The sequence below is a fragment of the Spiroplasma poulsonii genome, from assembly GCF_009866525.1.
Lineage (GTDB): Bacteria > Bacillota_I > Bacilli_A > Mycoplasmatales > Mycoplasmataceae > Spiroplasma > Spiroplasma poulsonii.
Genome location: NZ_CM020866.1, coordinates 1912793 through 1938611, shown reverse-complemented (window position 1 = coordinate 1938611; position 25819 = coordinate 1912793). Strand labels below are relative to the sequence as shown.

General features: G+C 27.3%; 28 protein-coding genes, 1 pseudogene and 1 riboswitch. Of the genes and pseudogenes, 24 read left to right on the top strand and 5 right to left on the bottom strand.

Annotated features, from left to right (window positions below; all coding sequences use genetic code 4):
• The first annotated feature begins 268 nt into the window (after positions 1-268).
• Positions 269-367: riboswitch (purine riboswitch) on the top strand.
• Positions 368-428: 61 nt separating this feature from the next.
• From guaB to MSROBK_RS10950, 8 genes are all read left to right on the top strand, one after another.
• Complete coding sequence (gene guaB, locus MSROBK_RS10980; RefSeq protein ID WP_040094643.1) at positions 429-1874, top strand: IMP dehydrogenase; 1446 nt, start codon at positions 429-431, stop codon at positions 1872-1874.
• A 148-nt stretch (positions 1875-2022) separates the two neighbouring features.
• Positions 2023-2157 (top strand): 50S ribosomal protein L34, encoded by a 135-nt coding sequence (gene rpmH, locus MSROBK_RS10975; RefSeq protein WP_040094642.1) that lies wholly within the window; start codon positions 2023-2025, stop codon positions 2155-2157.
• A gap of 42 nt (positions 2158-2199) precedes the next feature.
• Positions 2200-2517 carry a ribonuclease P protein component gene (gene rnpA, locus MSROBK_RS10970; RefSeq protein ID WP_040094641.1) on the top strand — a complete coding sequence of 106 codons (318 nt, stop codon included), beginning with the start codon at positions 2200-2202 and terminating at the stop codon, positions 2515-2517.
• 15 nt (positions 2518-2532) lie between these two features.
• Positions 2533-3810 (top strand): membrane protein insertase YidC, encoded by a 1278-nt coding sequence (gene yidC, locus MSROBK_RS10965; RefSeq protein ID WP_040094639.1) that lies wholly within the window; start codon positions 2533-2535, stop codon positions 3808-3810.
• Positions 3810-4244, top strand: coding sequence for a hypothetical protein (locus MSROBK_RS10960; protein WP_227991293.1), 435 nt, complete (start codon positions 3810-3812; stop codon positions 4242-4244). Before yidC ends, MSROBK_RS10960 begins: the two co-directional genes overlap by 1 nt.
• 29 nt (positions 4245-4273) lie before the next feature.
• On the top strand, positions 4274-4396 hold the full coding sequence (locus tag MSROBK_RS11970) for a hypothetical protein (protein ID WP_242441461.1): 123 nt from the start codon (positions 4274-4276) through the stop codon (positions 4394-4396).
• 61 nt (positions 4397-4457) lie between these two features.
• Entirely contained in the window at positions 4458-5801 is a 1344-nt protein-coding gene (gene mnmE / locus MSROBK_RS10955; protein ID WP_040094637.1) for a tRNA uridine-5-carboxymethylaminomethyl(34) synthesis GTPase MnmE, read from the top strand.
• A 9-nt stretch (positions 5802-5810) separates the two neighbouring features.
• Positions 5811-6581 carry a TatD family hydrolase gene (locus MSROBK_RS10950; protein WP_040094634.1) on the top strand — a complete coding sequence of 257 codons (771 nt, stop codon included), beginning with the start codon at positions 5811-5813 and terminating at the stop codon, positions 6579-6581.
• Between the two features lie 63 nt (positions 6582-6644).
• Here the strand turns inward: MSROBK_RS10950 and MSROBK_RS10945 are convergent, their stop codons facing one another.
• Complete coding sequence (locus tag MSROBK_RS10945) at positions 6645-7703, bottom strand: rod shape-determining protein (protein ID WP_040094631.1); 1059 nt, start codon at positions 7701-7703, stop codon at positions 6645-6647.
• A 70-nt stretch (positions 7704-7773) separates the two neighbouring features.
• Positions 7774-8820 carry a rod shape-determining protein gene (locus MSROBK_RS10940; protein ID WP_040094628.1) on the bottom strand — a complete coding sequence of 349 codons (1047 nt, stop codon included), beginning with the start codon at positions 8818-8820 and terminating at the stop codon, positions 7774-7776.
• Between the two features lie 439 nt (positions 8821-9259).
• Between MSROBK_RS10940 and MSROBK_RS14525 the strand changes: the two genes are divergently transcribed.
• From MSROBK_RS14525 to MSROBK_RS10925, 4 genes are all read left to right on the top strand, one after another.
• Positions 9260-9712, top strand: coding sequence for an IS5 family transposase (locus MSROBK_RS14525; protein ID WP_040092446.1), 453 nt, complete (start codon positions 9260-9262; stop codon positions 9710-9712).
• A complete protein-coding gene (locus MSROBK_RS14520) occupies positions 9697-10095 on the top strand; it encodes a transposase family protein (protein WP_242441474.1) in 399 nt (132 codons plus the stop codon). The genes MSROBK_RS14525 and MSROBK_RS14520 overlap by 16 nt, the downstream gene beginning before the upstream one ends.
• Before the next feature lie 141 nt (positions 10096-10236).
• A complete protein-coding gene (locus tag MSROBK_RS10930; RefSeq protein ID WP_040094626.1) occupies positions 10237-10512 on the top strand; it encodes a helix-turn-helix domain-containing protein in 276 nt (91 codons plus the stop codon).
• Positions 10455-11345: an IS3 family transposase gene (locus tag MSROBK_RS10925; protein WP_206780859.1), complete on the top strand. Its 891-nt coding sequence runs from the start codon at positions 10455-10457 to the stop codon at positions 11343-11345. Before MSROBK_RS10930 ends, MSROBK_RS10925 begins: the two co-directional genes overlap by 58 nt.
• 147 nt (positions 11346-11492) lie before the next feature.
• On the opposite strand, the gene MSROBK_RS10920 is transcribed toward MSROBK_RS10925, so the two are convergent.
• The 3 genes from MSROBK_RS10920 to MSROBK_RS10910 form a co-directional block, all read right to left on the bottom strand.
• A complete protein-coding gene (locus MSROBK_RS10920) occupies positions 11493-12431 on the bottom strand; it encodes a ligand-binding sensor domain-containing protein (protein ID WP_227991292.1) in 939 nt (312 codons plus the stop codon).
• Between the two features lie 311 nt (positions 12432-12742).
• Complete coding sequence (locus MSROBK_RS10915; RefSeq protein ID WP_040094622.1) at positions 12743-16231, bottom strand: ABC transporter permease; 3489 nt, start codon at positions 16229-16231, stop codon at positions 12743-12745.
• 78 nt (positions 16232-16309) lie between these two features.
• Complete coding sequence (locus tag MSROBK_RS10910; RefSeq protein WP_084218065.1) at positions 16310-16690, bottom strand: winged helix-turn-helix transcriptional regulator; 381 nt, start codon at positions 16688-16690, stop codon at positions 16310-16312.
• Positions 16691-17331: 641 nt separating this feature from the next.
• Between MSROBK_RS10910 and MSROBK_RS14515 the strand changes: the two genes are divergently transcribed.
• The 12 genes and pseudogenes from MSROBK_RS14515 (at position 17332) to ptsP (ending at position 25612) form a co-directional block, all read left to right on the top strand.
• Positions 17332-17784 carry an IS5 family transposase gene (locus tag MSROBK_RS14515; RefSeq protein WP_040092446.1) on the top strand — a complete coding sequence of 151 codons (453 nt, stop codon included), beginning with the start codon at positions 17332-17334 and terminating at the stop codon, positions 17782-17784.
• Positions 17769-18167, top strand: coding sequence for a transposase family protein (locus MSROBK_RS14510; protein ID WP_416375433.1), 399 nt, complete (start codon positions 17769-17771; stop codon positions 18165-18167). Before MSROBK_RS14515 ends, MSROBK_RS14510 begins: the two co-directional genes overlap by 16 nt.
• A 235-nt stretch (positions 18168-18402) precedes the next feature.
• Complete coding sequence (locus tag MSROBK_RS14505) at positions 18403-18774, top strand: IS5 family transposase (protein WP_040093092.1); 372 nt, start codon at positions 18403-18405, stop codon at positions 18772-18774.
• Complete coding sequence (locus MSROBK_RS14500; protein ID WP_416375432.1) at positions 18759-19157, top strand: transposase; 399 nt, start codon at positions 18759-18761, stop codon at positions 19155-19157. Before MSROBK_RS14505 ends, MSROBK_RS14500 begins: the two co-directional genes overlap by 16 nt.
• A 386-nt stretch (positions 19158-19543) precedes the next feature.
• On the top strand, positions 19544-20128 hold the full coding sequence (locus tag MSROBK_RS11965; RefSeq protein ID WP_227991290.1) for a hypothetical protein: 585 nt from the start codon (positions 19544-19546) through the stop codon (positions 20126-20128).
• Between the two features lies 1 nt (position 20129).
• Entirely contained in the window at positions 20130-20405 is a 276-nt protein-coding gene (locus MSROBK_RS11960; RefSeq protein WP_227991288.1) for a hypothetical protein, read from the top strand.
• Between the two features lie 42 nt (positions 20406-20447).
• Positions 20448-20807 carry a hypothetical protein gene (locus tag MSROBK_RS10890; RefSeq protein ID WP_040094617.1) on the top strand — a complete coding sequence of 120 codons (360 nt, stop codon included), beginning with the start codon at positions 20448-20450 and terminating at the stop codon, positions 20805-20807.
• Between the two features lie 207 nt (positions 20808-21014).
• Positions 21015-21878 (top strand): hypothetical protein, encoded by an 864-nt coding sequence (locus tag MSROBK_RS10885; RefSeq protein ID WP_052443565.1) that lies wholly within the window; start codon positions 21015-21017, stop codon positions 21876-21878.
• On the top strand, positions 21866-22573 hold the full coding sequence (locus MSROBK_RS10880) for a hypothetical protein (protein WP_052443564.1): 708 nt from the start codon (positions 21866-21868) through the stop codon (positions 22571-22573). The genes MSROBK_RS10885 and MSROBK_RS10880 overlap by 13 nt, the downstream gene beginning before the upstream one ends.
• 26 nt (positions 22574-22599) lie before the next feature.
• Positions 22600-23052, top strand: a complete 453-nt coding sequence (locus MSROBK_RS14495) for a helix-turn-helix domain-containing protein (protein ID WP_040094615.1) — start codon at positions 22600-22602, stop codon at positions 23050-23052.
• Positions 22983-23435, top strand: coding sequence for a transposase family protein (locus MSROBK_RS14490; RefSeq protein ID WP_416375022.1), 453 nt, complete (start codon positions 22983-22985; stop codon positions 23433-23435). The genes MSROBK_RS14495 and MSROBK_RS14490 overlap by 70 nt, the downstream gene beginning before the upstream one ends.
• 443 nt (positions 23436-23878) lie before the next feature.
• Positions 23879-25612 (top strand): annotated as a pseudogene (gene ptsP / locus MSROBK_RS10870) (phosphoenolpyruvate--protein phosphotransferase).
• Positions 25613-25819 lie beyond the last annotated feature (207 nt).

The window sequence follows — 25819 nt, the reverse complement described above, 5'->3', positions numbered from 1 at the left end:
TATTTCATCTCCATTAGTTTTTATCTTATTAATTATAAATAAAAGATGTGGAAAAGTCGCAAAAAATAATTTAATTTAAGAAATATTAAGGGTTTTCCACATATAATATTTTTTTATTTTTTTATAAAACGCTTATTTTTATTGAATAATTATATCTTTTTCCACATTATTAACAATTTTTGTGATTTAAAATTTTTCTTTGTGGAAAACAATTTAAATGTAGATTTTGTTGGTTCCTTTCTAATTTTTTGTTATAATCAATATAATTTAATACTATAATATATTTTCCTATATATACTAGAAATATGGTCTGGTGTCTCTACAGTTAACCCTAAATTAATTAACTATAGGTCTTAATTTATTTTTAATTTGTTAAGATCATGTTTCTTTTATTCAATTTTGTATTAAATCTTTTGGAGGAGAAAAACATGCAAATTAAAAAATCTTATACTTTTAATGATTTATTATTAGTTCCACAAAAATCAGATATTTTACCTTATCAAATTGATTTAAGAACTAAAATAACAAAAAATATTGAATTAAATATTCCCTTTTTATCTTCAGCAATGGATACGGTTACTGAATCAAAATTGGCAATTGCAATTGCTCGTGAAGGTGGAATTGGAATTATTCATAAAAATTTATCAATTGATGAACAAGCGGCAGAAGTTGAAAAAGTAAAACGAAATGAATCAGGTTTTATTATTAATCCAATTACTTTAAAACCAACAATGACTGTTCAAGATGCTGAAAATATTATGGCACAATATCGCATTTCAGGATTGCCAATTGTTGATGAAGAAAATAAATTATTAGGGATTATTACAAATCGTGATATTCGAGCTTGCCATGATTTATCAGCACCAGTTGCTGATTTTATGACAGTAAAAAATTTAATTACAACTCATGAAAAAATTAATTTAGAGCAAGCAAAAGAAATCTTATTAAATAATCGAATCGAAAAATTACCGATTGTTAATGCTAAAAATATTTTAAAAGGATTAATCACAATTAAAGATATTAATAATCGTGATGAGTATCCTAATGCTTGTAAAGATGATCAAGGACGGTTACGAGTGGGCGCTGCTGTTGGAATTGATGAAAACACTTTGTTACGAGTTGAAAAACTGGTTGCTGCTGCTGTTGATGTGATTGTTGTTGATTCTGCTCATGGGCATAGTCAAGGAATTATTACGATGGTCAGCAAAATCAAAAAGGCTTTTCCAACCCTGGAACTTATTGCTGGAAATGTTGTGACAGGAGCGGGAGCACTAGATTTAATAGCTGCTGGTGCTGATGCAATTAAAGTAGGAGTAGGGCCAGGAAGCATTTGTACAACTAGAATTGTTGCTGGTGTTGGAGTTCCCCAAATTACAGCTATTAATGATGTTTATGAAGTTTGTGCCCCAAAAGGGGTTCCCATTATTGCTGATGGTGGTATTAAATACTCTGGTGATGTTGTTAAAGCTTTAGCAGCTGGCGGTGCTGCGGTTATGATGGGGTCAGTTTTTGCGGCAACTCTGGAGGCACCTGGTGAAGAAATGATTGTTGAAGGTAAAAAATATAAAACATATATGGGAATGGGTTCTTTAACAGCAATGAAAAAGGGTAGTGCTGATCGTTATTTTCAAGATAAGAACCGTAAATTAGTGCCCGAAGGGGTTGAAGGTCGTGTTTTATTAAAAGGAAAATTAAGTGATATTCTTTTCCAATTTATTGGTGGGTTACGAAGTGGGTTTGGTTACTGTGGTGCCAAAAATATTGCAACATTACAAAAAACAGCACAATTTGTTGAAATCTCAAATAATGGTTTAAAAGAGTCACATCCCCATGACATTGCAATTACAAAAGAACCACCAAATTACACAAAATAAGATTAATTTTTAAAACCTGATTTTTTTAAATCAGGTTTTAAAATATCTAATATTTTTAAAAAAATATTATTTTAATTGATATTTCTTTTTAATTCATATATTATTTATATGATATCTTAATAATTTGTATCATAAGGAGGTGCTAGCAATGAAAAGAACATGACAACCAAGCAAAATTAAACATAAACGGACACATGGCTTTCGAGCAAGAATGCAATCAGCTTCAGGCCGTAAAGTTTTAAGTAGAAGAAGAGCGAAAGGAAGAAAATTATTATCAGCTTAATTTAGTTGGTAAGATACTTTATTTTTCTATTTGTGTAAAAATGTGAAAAAAAAAATTATTGTTAAAAAGAATTATGAATTTCAAAAAATAATAAATAATCGTTCTTTTATTAAAACTAACACTTATTTTATTTATTTTAAAAAAAATGATCTTAATTATCATCGTTTTGGAATATCCGTTGGTAAAAAATTAGGAAATGCTGTTGTTAGAAATAAAGCAAAAAGACAAATTAGAACTATGCTATCATTTGATTTTTCAACTACAGAAGGTTATGATCAAATTATTATTGTTAGAAAACCATATTTTAGTAGTAGTTACTTAGTTAATAAAAAAGTTTTATTAAACCAAATCAAGATGTAAAAAGGAGGCGTAATAGTGAACTATCGTGATTATATTTTCTCAGATGGGAAAAGAACACGAAAACCTTGATATTCAATTGCCTTAAAATGAACAAAATTAATTTTGTATCTTTTTTTAATTATATCAATGTTATGAGGCTGTGGACAAATGATGGTTCCTAAGTTTGGAACAGCCCAAATTTTAGATGTTTCTGGCCAAAGAGTATATAAACCAGGAGTTTTTTTTGAAATTATTTTAGGAAAAACTAATGTCGGAAAAGAACACTTTTTTCATTTTGAAAATGGACAATTATTTGAATATCCTTATTTAGCTATTAGAACATGGGCTGATGCTTTTGTAAAAACAACGTCACCGTTTTATGGTTGTTTTGTTTTTCCAATTGCCTGAATTTTAGTTAATTTAATTTATGGATTTGGTGGTTTAGATAATGGAGCTGGAATCATTGGAACACTTTTCTTAACTTCGTTAATTGTTCGGTTAATTACTTTAATGTTTAGTTGAAAAGCCCAGCGTAATCAAGATAAAATGCAGTTAATGCAAATTAAACAAGCAGAAATCCAAGCAAAATATAAAGGTTCAAAGGATTCTGCTGCTAAACAAAAACAACAAATGGAAATGATGCAATTATATCGGAAGGAAGGAGTTTCCCCCTTATCCACAATTGGTTCGTCATTCTTATCGATTCCATTTTTAATTGCGATGTATACCGTTGTGCGAGCAACTCGCGAGTTAAAAATGGCAACAATTGGGCAAATTTCTTTAATTGAAAAGCCCTGAGATATGATTACGAGTGAAAATTATGTCTATTTAGCGTTATTATTTGTTTATTTACCAATTCAAGTTGTGTCAATGATCTTACCAACGATTTTAAACCTTCGTAAAACAAAAGTTATTACAAAAGAACAGAAAAAGGCCCGTAAGCGTCAGTTTATCATGCAAGGGGTAATGATTATTGTTTTCTTTGTAGTTACAATTTCGATTGCGTCAGGGGTTGCTATTTATTGGATTTTCTCTGCGGTAATTCAAATTTTACAGACTTTAGGGTTTCATTTCTTACGAATTAAAAAACGTGGCAAAAAAAATAAAAATAGTGAATCAGTATGACAAAAAATTAAGAATTTATTTATTCGTAAACCAAAATTAACAACAATTGGTAATGCAGAAGTTGTTGAAGTAACAAAAACAAAACCAACAAAAACAAGTGAAGATAATAAAGTTTCTTATAACCCAATAAAAACAAAACCAAAAAAATCAAAATTCTCTTTACATAGTAAGAAGAAAAATAAAGAATAATGCTTTTTGTTAAAGAATTTAAATCACAAAAAAAATTCAAAAAATTTTTAAATAGTTCATCGAAAACATATTTTTATAAAACAGAATTATTTACAAAAAACATTTTTTTTGAACGATTACATGTAACTCTTTTTGAGATTGATGATATTATTACTTTTTGTGAAGAGCGTTTAAAAATTATCATTGAAGATATCTTATTATCAAAAGATTATGAGATGTCTTTTTCATATCATAATAAACAAATTCTAATTATGTTAGATGTCAAAGATTTAACCCTTAATATTAATGTCTTTGAGTTTATTTTTATCTTAGAAAATCTATTACATACATATATTAGTCGAAAATTTCAAAATAATTTTAAAATTACGATTGCTTTTAACTACAATGAATCAATTCTACTTGAAAGTCTTCGCAAGATAATTAATAAAGTTTAATTATCAAAAAAGATTATATTTTACCTGTTATGAACAAAAACCAACAAAAGTTAGTTCATAAAACTATTTTAAAGTTGCAAAATTTAATTTCAAAATCAATTGGGCCAGAAAATGCCCGTCAAATTGTTATTAAATATAGCAATAAGAAATAATGGTTAGGTTCTGTTATAAAGTTTGATATAATTTAGCACAGCAAAGAGGAGTTTTAAAAAAATGTTTGAAGATACAATAGTTGCCCCAGCAACGGCGATGGTAAAACAAGCAATTTCAATTATTCGCATGTCAGGGCCTGATAGTTATAAAATTATTAATAAAATCTTTTTAAAAGCAGTAGTTCCTAGTGGAAACCAGGTTTACTATGGTTACTTAATCGATGGTAAAGAAACAATTGATCAAGTTATTTTAGTTTGTTTTGAAAAGCCAAATTCATTTACTGGTGAAGATATTATTGAAATTAATTGTCATGGGGGTGTTTTGGTTACTAATAAAATTATTAAGTTATTGTTAAAGAATGGGGCACGATTAGCTAACCGCGGGGAGTTTTCCCAACGAGCTTTTTTAAATGGGAAGCTTAATTTAGTCCAAACCGATGCAATTAACGATTTGGTTAACGCGACAAATGATACGAGTGCTAAAATAGCTTTAAATAATTTACAGAATAAAAATACACACTTAATTAGTGCTTATCGTGATGAATTATTAGATATTATTGCCAACATTGAAGTAAATATTGATTATCCAGAGTATGATGGAGTTGGTGACTTAACAACACAAGAATTAAATCAACGGTTATTTGTTTTAGAACAAAAAATCAATGATTTAGTTAAAATTAGTAAAGTTGGGAAAATTATTAATCAGGGAATTAATGTGTTAATTCTTGGAAAATCAAATGTGGGAAAATCCTCATTACTAAATTCTTTAATGAATGAAGATAAAGCGATTGTTTCTGAGATACCAGGAACAACAAGAGATATTGTAGAAGGAAAAATTAACTTAGGACCGCTAACATTAAACATTATTGATACTGCTGGATTACGTGAAACAGTTGATAAAATTGAACAAATTGGAATTGAAAAAGCACGACAACAAGTTGAAAATGCTGATTTAGTCTTAGTTGTTGCCGATAATGTTTTGGATTTAGTTGAATTAGATGCTGACGTCAAAGCATTAATTAAAAACAAAGAGTATTTATTAGTTTTAAATAAAATTGATTTACCTAATGTTAATAAACCCAACGTAGATAAGCATTTAGTTGGTATTTCTGCTTTAAACCGGGATATTAAAGCATTAATTGATAAGATTTTAATATTATATAACACTGAGCATCTTATTAAGGATGATCAGTTAGTTTTGTCAAATATAAAACAAATTTCTTTGTTAGAGAAGGTAGCAAATTCAATAAAAAATGCATATAATAATACTACGAGTGGATTTCCGGTTGATATTATTAATGTTGACTTACATGAGGCTTGGGAAATATTAGGTGAGATTCTAGGCGAAAATTATGAAGATGATTTATTGACAACAATTTTTAGTAGATATTGCCTAGGAAAATAGGAGGAAAATATGCAAGGAATCTTTGATACACACTGTCATTTAATGTCACATGAATATGAAAACGAAGAGACTTCAGCAATAATTGCTGATGCCAAAATCAGTGGTGTTTACTGGCTTAATAATGTTGGATATGATTTAAAAACGAGTAAAGCAGCAGTTCGCCATGCAATGCAATATGATAATGTTTTTGCAACAATTGGAATTCATCCAACAGGTGTTGCTGAATATGGTGCGACAGATTTAACAAAATTAGATCAGTTATTAAATAGCGATAAAGTAATTGCTGTTGGTGAAATTGGATTGGACTATTACCATAAGAATGTTTCACCAGACTTGCAAAAACATTGATTTATCAAACAACTTGAATTAGCAAAGGAGCACAACCTTCCTGTAGCAATTCACTGTCGTGATGCTTATGAAGATTGTTATGAAATATTAAAAACACAAAAAATTAAAAATGGTTTGATGCATTGTTATAATGGAACAATTGAAATGGCAGAAAAATTTTTAGATTTAGGATTTTATCTTTCATTTGCAGGAAATATTACTTTTAAAAATGCCGACCGGTTACGTGAAGTTGCTAAAATGGTACCATTAAATAAAATTTTGGTTGAAACAGATGCGCCATATTTAACTCCTGATCCATACCGTGGGCAAAAAAATTATCCTAAATTCATTATGTATACAGTTAAAAAACTAGCAGAATTAAAAAGTATGCCAGTTGAAGAAATGATTCGTATTACGAATAAGAATGTCCGTAAATTATTTAATCTTGAATAATTTTTAAATAACAAAATTGAAACAAAAAAATATTAGATTGCTCTAATATTTTTTTGTTTCAATTTATTTTCTTTTTTTACCTAATGATGATAATAATCCTTTTTCTTGGAAATTATACAAACCATTTTCGATATTTTTCTTAATTGTTTTTTCGAAGATTTTTGTTCCTTCAATAACACAATTTAATGGATCTGAAGCAGTTTTTGTTGGTAATTGGAAGATATCAAAGAAGTATTTATCAATATTTCTAATTAATGCTCCTCCACCACAAACTGTAATTCCATTTCTCATAATGTCTCCTGCTAATTCAGGTGGTGTATTTTCTAATAGTTCAATTACTAAGTCTGTAATTTTAGAAAATGCATTTAATAAGACATTTCTGATTTCTTCTGAACTAATTTTTGCTTCTTTTGGTAATCCTGAAACAATATCACGTCCATAGATTTGCATTGATCTTTCGTTATGGTATTTAACTAATGAACCAATGAATTTTTTAACATCTTCAGCTGTTTTTTGCCCAATAGCAATGTTGTATTCTGAACGAATGTATTTACGAATATCATCGTCAAAGTGGCTTCCAGCAACTTTAATTGATCTTGAAACTACGATATCACCTGATGAAATAATAGCTAAGTCAGTTGTTCCCCCACCAATATCAATGATTAAGTGTCCTTGAGGTAATTCAATATTAATTCCTGCTCCTAAAGCGGCCATTTTAGCTTCCTCTTCGATAATAACTAATTCAGCACCCATTTCTTTAGCAACATTTTTTAAAGCTTCTCTTTCAAGTTCTGTAACTCCACTTGGACATGCTAATAATACAATAGCATTTTTTCAAATGTTCATCATTTTCATTCTTGAAAAGATGTGTTTTAATAAATCTTGTGCAGCTTCCATATCTGCGATAACTCCATCTACTAATGGTGTTACCATTCTAATATCCCCGTGTGTTTTTCCAACCATATCATAGGCAGCTTTTCCTAAGGCAATTAAACTATTAGTTTTATTGTTATAAGCCATTAATGATGGTTCATTGTAGACTACACCTTGTCCTGAAACATACGCTAAAACATTAGCAGTTCCTAAGTCAAGAGAAATAAATGGTCTAGTTTCTGGTCTCACGTTTTTGTCCTCCTTAACAATTTAATAACTATTCATAGTTATATTAATAATAACTTATTAATAGCCTATTTTAGTAATTTAATTCTTTTACATGCATTGATTCTAATCTTAAGATATCAAAGATGTCTGATTCGAATTTTTTAGTTCCATTAATAACGGCTAATAATGGTTGTTCACCGATTTTTGATGGTAACTGTAATGTATCTGTAAAGTAACGATCAATTCCTTTAATTAAGGCTCCACCCCCACAGATTGTAATTCCATTACGGAAAATGTCTCCTGCTAATTCAGGCGGTGTTTCTTCTAACACTTGTACTGTTAGGTCAATAATTCTTGACACAGGTACTTTTAATACTTCTCGGATTTCTTCTGGTGTTACTTCGATTTCTCTTGGTAATCCTGAAACTACATCACGTCCGTAAACTTTCATTCTTCTTTCATCAGGATATTTCGATAATGATCCGATTTCAATTTTAATTTGTTCAGCTGTTTTTGATCCAATTTCTAGACCATATTGTGAACGGATGAATTTTTGTACTTCATCGTTTAAATAGTTTCCAGCAACTTTAACTGATTTAGATAATACGATGTCTCCTGAGGCCATAACAGCAATATCTGTTGTTCCTCCACCCATGTCAACAACTAAGTTTCCAGCAGGTTTGTAAATATCAACACCTCCACCTAAAGCAGCCATTTTAACTTCTTCTTCAACGAAAACTTTAGATGCTCCTAAGTTCATTGCAATTTTTTTCAAGGCAGCTTTTTCTAATTCAGTAATAACTGATGGACAAGCCAATAACATAATTGAATGTTTTAATTGTTTTGTAATACGTAGTTTTGTAAAAATATATCTTAATTGTGCTTCTGTTGCACGAATATCGGTAATAACTCCATCAACCATTGGTCTAACAATACGAACTGACTTGTTTCCTTTTCCAATCATTTTGTAAGCTTCTGCACCTACAGCAATAATTCTGTTTTCTTTAATTCTGTAAGCAACAATTGAAGGCTCGTTATAAATGATTCCTGAACCCGAAACATACACCAATGTATTAGCAGTTCCTAAGTCCATAGAAACGAAAGCTGGTTTCTTTGTGCTATTATTAAATAAAGCCATGTAATTTTGTCCTCCTGTTTCTTCTTAATTTATTTCGTTAGATTAATATATTTGATTAATCAGTAAAAATGAATTGCAATTCTGTATTTGATTGTAAATAAAGAATACAATACAAAATAATTATAACATATTTTTAAACTTTTCTTTCAAAAATATTGTGATCGTTAGTTTTAGTAACGATTAGTATTAATGTTTAAGGGAACAACAAAAGTAGGGGACATAATTGTTAAAATGCGAATTAAAGTATTAACTAAATTTTTAATTCGTTGTTTTGCTTCTTCAATTGGTAAAAAATATGGAATTAATTTTAGATATTTAACTTGAACAGTTTCTTTATAAAAAGTAGTATATGTTTTGTTTAATGTTTCAATAGACTTCTTGCGATACCCTTTTTTATTAAAATATTATTATAAAATATAATTTATGAGGACATAAAAATATGAACAATAATAAATTTAATACTCTTAATGATAGAGAATGGTTAAGATTAACAGGAATAAAAAAATCCACTTTTAATAAAATGTTAGATATTTTAAAAGTTGCTGAAATAGAAAAATTTAAAAAAGGTGGTAAAACTAATAAATTATCATTAGAAAATAGATTATTGATGACTTTATTATATTGACGAGAATATCAGACTTATTTTCATCTTGGTAAAAGTTTTGATATTAGTGAGGCTAATTGTTATCGTAATATTAAGTGAATTGAAGATATTTTAATTAAAAACTCTGATTTTCAACAACTTGCTGGTAAAAAAGCACTAATAAATGATTATTTTAATGATAAAACTATTATTATTGATGCTACCGAAACTCCAATCCAACGCCCAAAAAAAGACAAAAACAATCTTATTCTGGTAAAAAGAAAAAACACACGATCAAAACACAAGTAATTATCGAACAAGAAACCAAAAAAATTATTGCAACAAGTTTTTCGCTCGGAAAAAAACATGATTATGCTTTATTTAAAGAATCAAAAATCCCAATTTTAAAAAATACCAAATTAATAGTTGATAGTGGTTATCAAGGAATACAAAAAAATCACAATAATGTTCTAATACCTACAAAGAAAACAAAGAAAAACCCTTTAAACAAAGAACAAAAGCAATATAATAGACTAGTTTCAAAAATGAGAATTATTATTGAAAATATTTTTGCTATTCTTAAAAAATTTAAAATTATTACAGAAAAATATCGTAATCGAAGAAAAAGATTTGGTTTAAGATTTAATTTAATTGCCTCAATTTATAATTTACAATTATTATATTTAACATAAAATATTTATTTAAAATTAAATAATAAATTAATTTTTCGTTGTGGAAAAATATTAAATTTTTAAATAAAAAACATAATTAATTAAAATTATATTTTTCTATTAGTATCTTTTTTACAAATATTTGCAATTTTTTAACAAGTAATGCAAGAAGTCTATTATACCGATGAATTTAAACAACAAATTGTTAGTCTTTATAAAACAGGTAAAACAGCAAAACAATTGTCCAGTTACTATCAGGTCGGTAAATCAACAGTTTGAAAATGAATTCATGAATTCAATAATTCTGGTTCATTTAAAGCAAAAGATAATCGAAGCCCAGAAGAAAATGAACTAATTCATCTAAGAAAAGAAATTAAACAATTACGAATGGAAAATGATATTTTAAAGCAAGCCACACTGATAATAGGCAAAAAATAGTAATTATTAAAAACAACAAAGAAAAATATGCAATTACTAATTTATGCAAAACACTAAAAGTTCCTAGATCAACGTTTTATTATCAATTGAAATCAAATAATCCTAAATCAAACCATACTATTGATAATGCTGTTATCAGTATTTTCTTAAAAAGTCGTAAAAATTATGGCACAAGAAAAATTAAAGTTATGTTAGCACAACAAAATATTTTATTATCACGAATAAAAATTAGTAAAATAATGCAAAGATATAACTTAATTTCCAATTATACAAAACTTAAATATAAATATCAAAGTAACAAAAACGCTACATACAAATATCATAATTTGTTAAATCAAGAATTTAATAATTATAAACTAAATGAAGTTGTTGTCAGTGATTTAACACAAGTTGCTATCAATAGCAAATGATATTATGTGTGCTTTCTAATTGATTTATTTAATCGTGAAGTTATTGGTTATGATGTTAGTTCTCATAAAGATGCCAAATTAGTTGAAAATACTTTTAAAAAGCTTAGTTTTTCTTTAGATAATATTAAAATATTTCACACTGATCAAGGCAGCGAATTTAATAACAATATCATTTACAATCTTTTAGCTAAAAACAATGTTGCAAAATCTTATAGTAAACCAGGCTGTCCTTATGATAATGCTGTTTCTGAATCAATCTATAAAATTTTAAAAACAGAATTAATTAAAAACAGAAAATTTAAAAATATTGAACAATTTAAATTAGAATTATTTGACTATGTTAATTGATACAATAATGTACGAATTCACAGCAAATTAAATTATTTAACATCAATTGAATATAAAAATCTTTACTCTACATAAAATTTGTCCAAAAAATCCTTGCCATTCCAATAATTGATAAATTTATATTATGTTTTCAATAGTTTCCTCAAGATATGGGCATTTACGCTTATATTATTATACTATAAATAAAAATTATTTCAAAATTAATACTTATTAAATAATTTTTTATCTTCGGCGACTCTTTTTATAACGATATTTATTTCATAAATAAGTCCCTAAACAAGATATCCCAACAGCACCAGAAGTACCTAAAAACACATAACCCAAAACTTTTGCAACAACCATGTCTTTTGGCTTAACAACTGGGTCAGGGATAATTGGTGGATTATAAATTTGAAATATAAAAGAACCCTCATTGTTATTAACAAAAATATTGGCATTAGCATCAACAGCAATGGTTTGAACTTCTCGACCAAATAAATTAGTTTTAATAACTTGGTCTGCTCCCTTTTTTAAAAAATAAACACCATCTAAAAAACTGCAATAATAAATATTATCATTAGCATCAACAGCAATTGAATATATACTTCGATCCCGTAAATTAATTTGATTTAACTCATTTGTTTTGGTTTGATAAATGTAATTCCCTAAATAAATATTATTGGTTTGGTCAATTGCCATTGTATAAATTAATTCATTTAAATTTTGAATCAACACTAGTGGGTCTTCTTTATTTCGTTGGTAAGAAAAAAAATCTCGTTTATTAGTTGTAAAATAAACATCATCTTGATCATCAATTATTAATGCAAAAATAACATAATCTCCTCAACTAACTTTTTCAACAACAGTTTCCCCTGCTGGTAAATAATAAATTCCAGCAAGCGTTCCCAAATATAAGTTATTCATACTATCTAAAGCAAGCGCAGTGACATCAGCCCCAGCCTCAACCCCTTCAATTTTAACAATTGAAGTATCATTCTTATAAATAAAAATATCATTATCTTCTGTTGCAAAATAAATGTTATTATCTTGATCAATTGTTAAAAAAAGGACTTTATCATCAATACCTTTAATTTTAGTTGCCTTAATATCATCGGTCGTTAAAGCATAAAGACCCCGTGAAGAACCAAAATAAGTTTTTTCCTTCCCAAAGGTAATTTGCATTTCGAAAAATATTATCAAGCCCTTCAATTCTCGTTCAAACATACTGTTTATTATTAAAAGAAAATGGAACATTTTGAAGAATATTATTTGAGTGTATAAAATTATGAAAAAAAACAGAATTTATAACTACTATCCATACAACTATTTTTCTCATTTTACCCCTGCCCACTTTTTTAATAGCATTTTAATCAGAAACTACTTTATAACAATAACTATATAATTAGTTTAGCAAAAAATAAGACATAATCTAAAATTTAATAACTTTTTAATAAAAAATGTTATCCATTTTTTAAATTGGATAACATTTAGTTTTACTCTGATGTAATATTTGTTAGTTTATTTTTCTTAATTTTTCAAATTCCAACCGTAATAACTAATAATAGAATTATTCCAATTGCTGCTGTTGCAATTGAAACAACATAAGCAGAAAAGGAAGGTATTAACAATATTCCGGTGCTTTTAAAGACAACATTAGCAATTAAACTCCATAATAACTGTGCAATCACGTAACTTAAGATATAACCAATAATGATAGCTAATAAATAAAATCCTAGCACAATTGAAATAATTTTTCATGTTGGATATCCAAGCACTTTTAAGGTCAATATTGTTCGTCGGTTTTCATCAAGCACCATTGAAATTAAAACAGCTAGAATTAAAGCAACAATAACAATCGTTAGTCCCTCTAATACATTAAGAACATCACGGACGGTTCGCATTCCTTGCGAATAATTTTCTCGTAATGTATCAAACGGTCAAATCTTATGCAACCCATTTAATAATTTTAAATTTGTTCTTAAATCCAGTGCATTAGTAAAATCAATCTTTTTATTATTATCAAACATTGTAAAATCATAATTATCTGTTAATGAAAACGAGGACATAATACGATAAGGTTGTAAAGCCATTCCGCTCGGACTGGCACGAGAAGCAACAACATTATAATATGAACCAAGTGGGAACACGATTCCCTTCCTTGTCACATTAACTCATTGGTTCATAACAGTAACTAACGAATCTTGATTCATATAAATATTCCCCGAACTAATATCGGCATCATCTGAACTAACCACTTTAAAAGCAACCGGAACATAGCCAATCGCATTTGTGATTCGGACATTTAATTTAAAAATATCTCCCGGATTAATATCCATTGATTGATAAACTCGTTTTGCTAAAATAACTGGGATTGGTTCATTAATTGTCATATTTAAATCATAATTTACTGGGTTGTCACTAATTTTATAACCAAAAACTTCTTTTTGGGCAACATCAACTGGCGTATTTTGAGAGCGATAGTTCAACAATTGATTTCGTTGTGTTTCATCACTTGATAAACCAACAACATTTAATTGTGAAACAGGATTTTTAGCATTTTTTACATCATCTGGACTTCAACCGGCCGTTAGAAAGACATACGGGAAATCATAAGCTAAATCATACACCATATATGGTCCTAAGTAAATATCAGGGTACTGACCATTAGTTGATGAACCCAAACTATTAATCATATTAATTCCAGTAATAATAGTTTGAATATCTGCTTCGGATAGACCTTGACTAATTAAACTTGGTTTTATAATATTTATTATTTCAATTAACCGATCTCATCCATTAATTCATTCCCCAGTTTTATTATCTTTAACTTTATAGTTAACAATTGCCTTAACTGTTTCAGAATTTAAATAAGGATATTTGTTAGTCTTAGCATCATATTTAATCTTACTTTCAACAAGATTTGGCCCACTTGGATCACCAATAATATTTAGTAAATCACCACAACTTTGTTGTGCCCTAGCGGAATTAGGACTTGATAATTTTAAGAAACACATTAATGGATCTGGAAAATTAAAAGTTTTATCACCCTCTAAGACTTGTGCTCGATAATAATATTGATCACGTTCATTGGTTGTAATTCAATTATAAGGTTTACTATTGTTTGCTTCTTGGGCAATATCTTGTTGATCAGAAGATGCAATTAAATACGATTTTATATCATCTTTAAAATATCGGAAAGAATCACCAACAATGCCTTGGGCCATAACACCAGCATCTAATTGGAAAATTAATAAGAAGGATGAAAAAGCTAAAACAACTAATACCATTACTCATTTTCCGAATGATTTTAAAGCAAAGGTAAATGATAAATGAATATTAAAGGATAATCCAAAGTGGACATATTTTCTTCCTTTTCTTACTCTTTTAGCACGGAAATTTAAATTTGACCCTTTTAAATCATAAATTAAATCTAAAGCTGTTCTGCTTAAAAGAACAAATGAAATTAAAAACGCCATCGCAACAAAGATAAGGGGAATAATAATTGTTGCGGTAATAAAAATAACTGGATTAAAATAAAAGAGTGACAATGGTAGACCAACTGAATATAAGTTTGAAGAAGTAAAATACATTTGTAATGGTAAACTCATAACCCACCCTAATAAACAACCAATTAGCGTTGTAAAGACAATATTAAAAATAAAAACAAAAGATAATTCCCAACGTCGATATCCTAAGGACTTTAAAACCCCAATTTGGCGTTTTTGATAAGTAATATCCTTTTTAATAAAAAAGGCAATAATAATTAAAATAATAATTGAACAGGCAACCGCAATTGAGGTATTAATAATAAAACCAGTATTTGTTAACATTACCACTTGGCCTGGTAATGATGATTCAAAAACAACAATCGCATTATCTGGAGCAACAAAATAATTACCTAAAACCTTGCGCAACAATGCAACTTTTTGAGGATCAGTTAAGTCGCCATTAACATTAATAAAGCAAGTAAACTTTTCTTCACCATTAGAAAAGTTTTGTTTAATCGTATTATAATTTATGTCATTCATAAATAATAATGAACCATTCCTTAAATCAATTATTTTACTACCACTAGCAACTGTTGATAAGCTTGCTAAACTAGGATAAATATTACTATACTTAGCACCATAACCTGCAATCTTAAATTGTAAATTTGAATTATTTCCTAAATTAAAATTTCCACCAACATTTAACGAATTATAGTCTGCATATTGCTTACTTAAAATAATATTGTTTTTTGCTATCTCAGTAACGGCCCCACCAATTGTTACATCATAAACACGATTAAATGGAGTATAAAAAATATCATTTCCTCGTCACCCATCACCATTAAATAATAAATTTTTATCTTTATTAACAGCAACAGCATTAAAATATTGGGTGTCTTTAGCTAAATTATTAACAACAAACTGATAACTAACATCATAACTAAGATCTAAAGTAACATTATCATTATCAATTAAAGCTTTTAACTGGCTTTTATCGGGATGATGAATAATATAACTTAAAAATGCCGAAGGAAGATTACCATTAAAATTCTTAACTAACGCAGTAAAAGATGCTGTCCCTGTTTGTTTATTTAAATATGATGGTTCTTTTGATCATGTACAAATTTGATTATTTGTTAAATCACAATTTAAACCTAAAACATCTGCCTTAATATTATTAAAAGTTAACCGATTAGTATCAATTTTAGTGTCATAATAAAATTGTGCTAAAAAAGCACGATTATTTCCATTAATTTTTCAATCCGGATTTCTCTTATAAACATTATTATCAATATTCAAACTATCCATCCCAATTTCATAATGATACGAGATACTATTTCTTTTAACATCATTTAATCCATTTTTAACTTGAAAAACAGTCGAAAAAAGTGCTGTAAAGGTTAATACTGCTCCAATGATAAACAAAATCAACCCAATAAATTGCGTTATTTTTTTTGTAAATCCCCGCGTAGCCTCTTTTGCAAGATTTAACATATGTTCCACCCATTTCAAATATATATTAAATTTATTATATAAGAAAAATAAAATATTTTTAAAAAATATTCCAAATCTTTAATCAACTAAATAAGCACAACTAAATCGTTTAATTTGGTAAAGCATTCGTACTAATTCAAAACCAATATCTGTTAACCGATATGAAGAATATGTCACATTATTTTTAAGATAGACCTTTTTCTCAACAATATTTCTTTTAATTAAATTATTAAGGGTTTCTGTTAACACTTTTCTAGTGCATTCTTTTAAATGGTGATGTAATTCATTAAAACCACATTCTTGTTCATTTAAAACATTAATTATTTTTAAAAACCATTTTTGTGAAATAATTTTAACAAAACTTTTAATCGTTGCCACATTGTGATCACAACAGCTACTCTCACAACGACAGTCATTTCCACAGCAAATTTCATCATTAATCGCACATTGTTTCATCATAATTCACCACTCTTTACAATATATTATAGTATATTATAAAACTTAATAAGACAATTTGCAATGCCCATTTTTGAACTAAATAAAAATAGTTAGTTAAACCCAACTATTTTTATCGTCCAATTAATTTGCGAATAGCATCATAACCCAACAGAAATAATAATAAAAGCCAGAACATTAGCTAACTGTGCTGCACAAACAAACGCAATTACCCGTTAGTTTCAAAATTATTGATCTTGTTTTTTGTTGATATAATACCAAATATTGACCCAATTAATAATAAACTACTACTAAATCCAAAAAAAATAAATAACATTATTAAAACAAAAATCATTAATTCGTCACTAATATTAGCACTTTTTATAAAGATTAATGGCATAAAAGAAATAAATAATAATAGTAAACCACTACTAAATCCAAAAAAATAACCCAATCTTTGTAGTCCTAATTTTGTTGAATTAATTAATATTATTCCTATAAGAATTATTGCTATAAAAATCAAAGAAAAAACAGCTAATATAATTCCAATATTTTGAATTGAAGTTAAACTAGCATGTAAACTATTTTTAATTCATTAGACTTCTTGCGATACCCTTTTTTATTAAAATATTATTATAAAATATAATTTATGAGGACATAAAAATATGAACAATAATAAATTTAATACTCTTAATGATAGAGAATGGTTAAGATTAACAGGAATAAAAAAATCCACTTTTAATAAAATGTTAGATATTTTAAAAGTTGCTGAAATAGAAAAATTTAAAAAAGGTGGTAAAACTAATAAATTATCATTAGAAAATAGATTATTGATGACTTTATTATATTGACGAGAATATCAGACTTATTTTCATCTTGGTAAAAGTTTTGATATTAGTGAGGCTAATTGTTATCGTAATATTAAGTGAATTGAAGATATTTTAATTAAAAACTCTGATTTTCAACAACTTGCTGGTAAAAAAGCACTAATAAATGATTATTTTAATGATAAAACTATTATTATTGATGCTACCGAAACTCCAATCCAACGCCCAAAAAAAGACAAAAACAATCTTATTCTGGTAAAAAGAAAAAACACACGATCAAAACACAAGTAATTATCGAACAAGAAACCAAAAAAATTATTGCAACAAGTTTTTCGCTCGGAAAAAAACATGATTATGCTTTATTTAAAGAATCAAAAATCCCAATTTTAAAAAATACCAAATTAATAGTTGATAGTTGTTATCAAGGAATACAAAAAAATCACAATAATGTTCTAATACCTACAAAGAAAACAAAGAAAAACCCTTTAAACAAAGAACAAAAGCAATATAATAGACTAGTTTCAAAAATGAGAATTATTATTGAAAATATTTTTGCTATTCTTAAAAAATTTAAAATTATTACAGAAAAATATCGTAATCGAAGAAAAAGATTTGGTTTAAGATTTAATTTAATTGCCTCAATTTATAATTTACAATTATTATATTTAACATAAAATATTTATTTAAAATTAAATAATTTAAATAATAAATTAATTTTTCGTTGTGGAAAAATATTAAATTTTTAAATAAAAAACATAATTAATTAAAATTATATTTTTCTATTAGTATCTTTTTTACAAATATTTGCAATTTTTTAACAAGTAATGCAATAAGTCTAATAAATTTAATACTCTTAATGATAGAGAATGGTTAAGATTAACAGGAATAAAAAAATCCACTTTTAATAAAATGTTAGATATTTTAAAAGTTGCTGAAATAGAAAAATTTAAAAAAGGTGGTAAAACTAATAAATTATCATTAGAAAATAGATTATTGATGACTTTATTATATTGACGAGAATATCAGACTTATTTTCATCTTGGTAAAAGTTTTGATATTAGTGAGGCTAATTGTTATCGTAATATTAAGTGAATTGAAGATATTTTAATTAAAAACTCTGATTTTCAACAACTTGCTGGTAAAAAAGCACTAATAAATGATTATTTTAATGATAAAACTATTATTATTGATGCTACCGAAACTCCAATCCAACGCCCAAAAAAAGACAAAAACAATCTTATTCTGGTAAAAAGAAAAAACACACGATCAAAACACAAGTAATTATCGAACAAGAAACCAAAAAAATTATTGCAACAAGTTTTTCGCTCGGAAAAAAATATGATTATGCTTTATTTAAAGAATCAAAAATCCCAATTTTAAAAAATACCAAATTAATAGTTGATAGTGGTTATCAAGGAATACAAAAAAATCACAATAATGTTCTAATACCTACAAAGAAAACAAAGAAAAACCCTTTAAACAAAGAACAAAAGCAATATAATAGACCAGTTTCAAAAATGAGAATTATTATTGAAAATATTTTTGCTATTCTTAAAAAATTTAAAATTATTACAGAAAAATATCGTAATCGAAGAAAAAGATTTGGTTTAAGATTTAATTTAATTGCCTCAATTTATAATTTACAATTATTATATTTAACATAAAATATTTATTTAAAATTAAATAATTTAAATAATAAATTAATTTTTCGTTGTGGAAAAATATTAAATTTTTAAATAAAAAACATAATTAATTAAAATTATATTTTTCTATTAGTATCTTTTTTACAAATATTTGCAATTTTTTAACAAGTAATGCAAGAAGTCTATTATTGTTCATATTTTTATGTCCTCATAAATTATATTTTATAATAATATTTTAATAAAAAAGGGTATCGCAAGAAGTCTAATGATTGTTATATAAAAAGCATTTTGGGAATGCTTTTTTGTTTATTGTAACTAGAATTAAATTGTCCATTGTTAATTTGCTAGAAAGAATAAAAAAGAAGATGAAAAAATTATTAATAGTGATATTAAGTAGTTCATTTATTTTGTTACCAACAGCGACAATTATTGCTTGTAAAAATACTGATGAGTTTATTTCATATAATGATCCAGATTGGATTTATCATATGAAAACAGAGGAATCAAAAGAGTTTACCGTTGGTTATGATAATTATTATTTATCATCGGCAAGAAGTAGTTTCGAACAAAACAATTGGTTAGACCTTAACCAAGAAAGCCATGCTTATGTTCATTTTAAGAATATTACTAATATTGATGAAGTTATGAAAAAGTTATCATTTTTTGATACTGCTAATATGCAACTCGTAACTCAGATTTATGAGCCAATAACATTTAGAAAAGCCGACAATGGTATGTATATTTCTAATCCCTTTTTAACGCAAAATACAGCTGTTGGTGGATATACTATGATGGCACAAGATAAATGACAAGACATTAAAAATAGTAAAAATATGAAACAACTAAATGATAGCTTTCAAAAAGAGTTTGATGAACGCGGAACAATTGCTGATTCGCATCCAGTTCAAGAAGTAAATGGAACAAAATTTGTATGATGAGATTCTAATAGTTGAGGAAACTTATTGCAAACAGATATTCAGAAGGAAATTTAAAGTGTCAAAAACAGGTGCCCACAATGTATTTCGAATTGATTTAAATTATCAAGAAGATTGAATAAATAATAGTTTTAACAAAGTAAAATATCTTCTAACTCACTGAGGTTTTTACTTTACAATTAAAGGTGATAATAATGCCCAATATATTTCACCACAACTAATTCCTGCAATTAATAATAACTTTCGTGCTTCCGATGTTTTGATATTCTTAAAATCAAAAAATTTTAATTCTTTTAATACTGAAGGTTATAAAAATGCCAAAATAATTTCATAATTTTCCGGTATAATTACTATAATTATCGAAAGGAGAAAAAATATGAAAAATTTGACATGATCAAAAATTTTAATGTTTATTGGCGCTACTTGAATTATTATAATTGGAATTTTGTTTGCGGCAGGTGTTCCAGCAAAAACTTTGATTTATGGCTGAGATACAAGTTGACCAGTCTTACTGATTTTAGGGGTTTTATATATTTTAATTTCCTTATCAGTTAAGCCGGGATTCTGATCATTATTATGAGCTTTAGCGATCACTGGTTTAGCAGTCATTTTCTTAATTGGATTCTTTGTTAACGCAGATTACCAATCACCCTGAACTTATTTAGGTTATTTAGGGGTCATTCCTAATCTTTTCATTGGAGTTGGAGCATTAGGATGGATTTTTGTCTATGAGTAAAAAATTAAATATTTATTAAAAATGACATTAACTATCAATAATGTCATTTTTTTTATTTAAGATGGTTATCAAGGTTCTAATTATATTAATGGTTGATAATAACTTGATTTGAATAATTATATTCCTTGTCTTTTTTTGTATAATCACTTCATATCCGATGAAAAAACTCATGGGAGGAAAAAACAAAAAATAAAAAAATTATTAGTAATGCTAGGGGTTTTTAATTTTAGTGTTGTTAGTCCGGGTTTGATTATTAGTTGTGTTGCAAAACCAAATACTGATCAAGAAGAAAATAATGGTATTGATTATCAAGGTGATTTAAAAATTTTAAATGAAATTACCAAAAAAGTTAGCGCTGCGTTTCAAAAATATGCGATGGAAAAAGCATTAGTTGATATTAACGATTATCCAACTAATGGTCTTGAAAAATTATTTACAATGGTCAGTAAGAAACAATCACAGCGACAATTGAATTTAAATGATGAAAATGTTGGTTCAGGGTTAAACGCATTAATAAATGGTTTTCTGACTATTTTTGATAATGTTAATCGTGAAATTGCTGACCAATATTCAAATTATTATATTAATACATTACCGTTAAGTGCTGATGTAAAAGGTTATCAGTTTATGTTAAACCACATTGACACTGAACAGTTAAGATCATTAGCAAATGTTGATGTTAACAATTTGCAAGGAGTTCGGTTGGATTTTAAATTAGAAGTTAAAATCCAATTTAAAACATTAGAAACACGTGTTCCATTTTTAGTACAATATACAGTTACAAATGATAAAGTAAAAATGGAAGAAATTTTGACGGCTGTGACAGGAACCGTTTCAAAAGCAATTGTAAAATTTTTTAATTCAATGGCAGAAAATATTATTGTGGATGAAAATCCAGCTTTTCGGAGTATTTATGAAAATTTTGATTTAAATTATGCCTTTGATCACAGCATGTTAGATGTAATTGTCCAAAAAGAATTAGATGCAGCATTATATGTGCTGACAATGAACTTGGTGAAATTCGAAATAGTATTACTTATGCTAAGGATGAACAAATTTTGGTTTTATTAAATTCAAGTATTAATCCAGATACAAATGGTGTTACCCCCGTTATTCCTGATGATGAAACATATACGTGGGTTAATACTGGTTATGCTCCTGATAAATTAACACCAGAAAACTTTTTAGAATATTATGGCGAAAAATTGAATATTTTAACAAGAACATCTAGCTCAAAATTGCAATTAGGGCAGTTTAGAATTAACTTGGCAAAAATTTTAGTTGCTGGGATCCCATTGTCGGGTGTTATTTTAAATGAGGGTAACCCCTTTTATTTAAGTGTCGGGATTACGCGTGATGGAATGATTGAAAAAATTAAAAATTTTGGTCGAATTATTAGTACTTTTTATCAATATTACAAAATTACTTGGGATATTAAAGTTTGAAAAGAAGGTGCCTTGTTTTTAGATGTTGATTATTGAAATGGTTTAGAAAAACACGTCAAAAATGAACGTTTATCACATCGTAAAATTTGAAGAACGCTGTTAAATAAATTTAAAACTGATCCACAAAATCAAAATTTACCAGATATTGATAAGTTTTGAGTAACAACAGAAATCGTTGATTTGGTTTCTGTTATTGGGAAGGATCGGTCATTAAGCGTTTATGCAAATAGAAAGTATAGTTTGCGCTTTAATTTTGGGGTTAATGCAACAACCAATAATAGACTTCTTGCGATACCCTTTTTTATTAAAATATTATTATAAAATATAATTTATGAGGACATAAAAATATGAACAATAATAAATTTAATACTCTTAATGATAGAGAATGGTTAAGATTAATAGGAATAAAAAAATCCACTTTTAATAAAATGTTAGATATTTTAAAAGTTGCTGAAATAGAAAAATTTAAAAAAGGTGGTAAAACTAATAAATTATCATTAGAAAATAGATTATTGATTACTTTATTATATTGACGAGAATATCAGACTTATTTTCATCTTGGTAAAAGTTTTGATATTAGTGAGGCTAATTGTTATCGTAATATTAAGTGAATTGAAGATATTTTAATTAAAAACTCTGATTTTCAACAACTTGCTGGTAAAAAAGCACTAATAAATGATTATTTTAATGATAAAACTATTATTATTGATGCTACCGAAACTCCAATCCAATGCCCAAAAAAAGACAAAAACAATCTTATTCTGGTAAAAAGAAAAAACACACGATCAAAACACAAGTAATTATCGAACAAGAAACCAAAAAAATTATTGCAACAAGTTTTTCGCCCGGAAAAAAACATGATTATGCTTTATTTAAAGAATCAAAAATCCCAATTTTAAAAAATACCAAATTAATAGTTGATAGTGGTTATCAAGGAATACAAAAAAATCACAATAATGTTCTAATACCTACAAAGAAAACAAAGAAAAACCCTTTAAACAAAGAACAAAAGCAATATAATAGACTAGTTTCAAAAATGAGAATTATTATTGAAAATATTTTTGCTATTCTTAAAAAATTTAAAATTATTACAGAAAAATATCGTAATCGAAGAAAAAGATTTGGTTTAAGATTTAATTTAATTGCCTCAATTTATAATTTACAATTATTATATTTAACATAAAATATTTATTTAAAATTAAATAATTTAAATAATAAATTAATTTTTCGTTGTGGAAAAATATTAAATTTTTAAATAAAAAACATAATTAATTAAAATTATATTTTTCTATTAGTATCTTTTTTACAAATATTTGCAATTTTTTAACAAGTAAGTAATGCAAGAAGTCTATTAAATAATCCATATCATTATAACTCTTGCTGAATATATTTACAAAAGAATAGAAAACAGGAAATGTGGGAGTGCCACACATCTAATAATTTAGTTTATAAGATTCGTGAGTTGGGGTATCATTTTAATTTTTAAATAATTTTTGATGAACTTTGCAAATTGTAATAAAAATAATAATTTGAGTATGAAAACTATGCTTAAATTACAGTAATTTTCCAATTTTCAGTATATAATAAAAATAGTTTTAGTAGAAAGAGAAGTGAGGAATTTTTATTATGTCAAAAAAACTGCACGGAATAGGTGCGAGTAATGGAATTGCAATTGCAAAAGTTTTTAAATTAGAAGAACCAAAATATGAGATTTCAAATAATACGGTTTCTGATTCAGCTAGTGAAATTAAGAGTTTAGAAACAGCAATGAAGAAGGCAAATGCTGATATTGAAAAATTACAAGAAATTGCCTTAGAAAAATTGGGAGCTGAGAAAGCGGCGATCTTCGAAGCCCATAGTCAGATTTTACAGGATCCAGCGATGATTGATGAAGCAAAAAAAATGATTAATAATGATAAAAACAATGCGGCGTATGCAATTCATACTGTTGCACAGAAATTTATTACAATATTTGCTGGAATGGAGGATCCATACTTTAAGGAAAGAGCAGCGGATATCAAAGATGTAACTGATCGGTTAATTAAATATATTTTAAATGTGCCGGTGTTAGATTTAGCAACAATTAATGAAGAAGTTATTATTGTCGCAGAAGATTTAACACCATCACAAACAGCGCAATTGGACCCTAAATTTGCAAAAGGATTTAGTTGTGATATGGGGGGAAGAACTAGCCATGCTGCTATTATGGCTCGTAGTTTAGAAATTCCGGCAATGTTAGGTCTAAAAGATGTTACAAAACAGGCAAAACATAATGAAGCGATGATGATTAATGGAACAACTGGGGAGGTTATTTTAGCCCCATCAGCTGACGAGATTAAAACTTGAACCGCAGAACGAACAAAGTTTTTCCAATTGCAACAAGAATTATTAGCATTTAAAGATAAACCCACCGTATCAAAAGATGGATACCAAAAATTTGTTTTAGAAGGTAACATTGGGGCCCCAAAAGATGTTCAAGGGGTGTTAGATAATGGTGGCCAAGGAATTGGACTCTTTAGAAGTGAGTTCTTATATATGGATAATGATCATTTTCCAACGGAAGATGAACAATATAAAGCATATAAAGGCGTGTTATAAGGAATGCAAAACCGACCAGTAATTATTCGTACGTTGGATATTGTAGGAGATAAAAAACTATCATATTTTAAATTCCCAGAAGAAATGAATCCATTTTTAGGTTATCGTGCGATTCGATTATGTTTAGATAAAACGGATGTGTTTCGAACACAATTACGAGCTTTATTACGCGCGAGTGTCCACGGGAAACTTGGTATTATGTTCCCAATGATTGCTACAATTGATGAATTTAAAGCAGCAAAAGAAATTACATTAGAAGAAAAAGCAAATCTAATTAAAGCCGGACATCAAGTTGCGGATAATATTGAAATTGGAATGATGATGGAAATTCCATCAGCAGCTATGTTGGCGGACCAGTTTGCAAAACATGCTGATTTCTTTTCAATCGGAACAAACGATTTAATTCAATACACAATGGCAGCTGATCGGATGAGTCAATTTGTTGCTTATTTATATCAACCATATAATCCATCAATTTTACGTTTAATCAAAACAATTATTGATGGAGCTCATAAAGAAGGCAAATGAGTTGGAATGTGTGGTGAGATGGCGGGAGAAGAACAAGCAATTCCCCTTTTAATGGGAATGAAGTTAGATTACTTTTCAATGTCAGCAACAAGTATTTTAAATGCCCGTCAAGTTATTAGCAAATTAGAAGTTCCAGCGATGGAACAATTAGTGGCAAAAGCTCTAACTTGTCAAACCGCTGAAGAAGTATTAGCTTTAGTACAAAAAACAACAAAAAGTGCTTTAAATGTTTAAATTTTTGATAAAATAACACTATTAGTATTATTTTTTTATTAAATAGATGATTTTAATGTTTTATTTAAATGCGCAAGCAAGTAATATTCCAGTATCAGTCTTAATTGTTTTGGTTGTATTGTTTACATTGTTATCAATTGCAAGTGGTGGTTGATGGTGACGACAGTCACGGAAAGCTCGTCAAAATTCACATAATGATGACTTTAC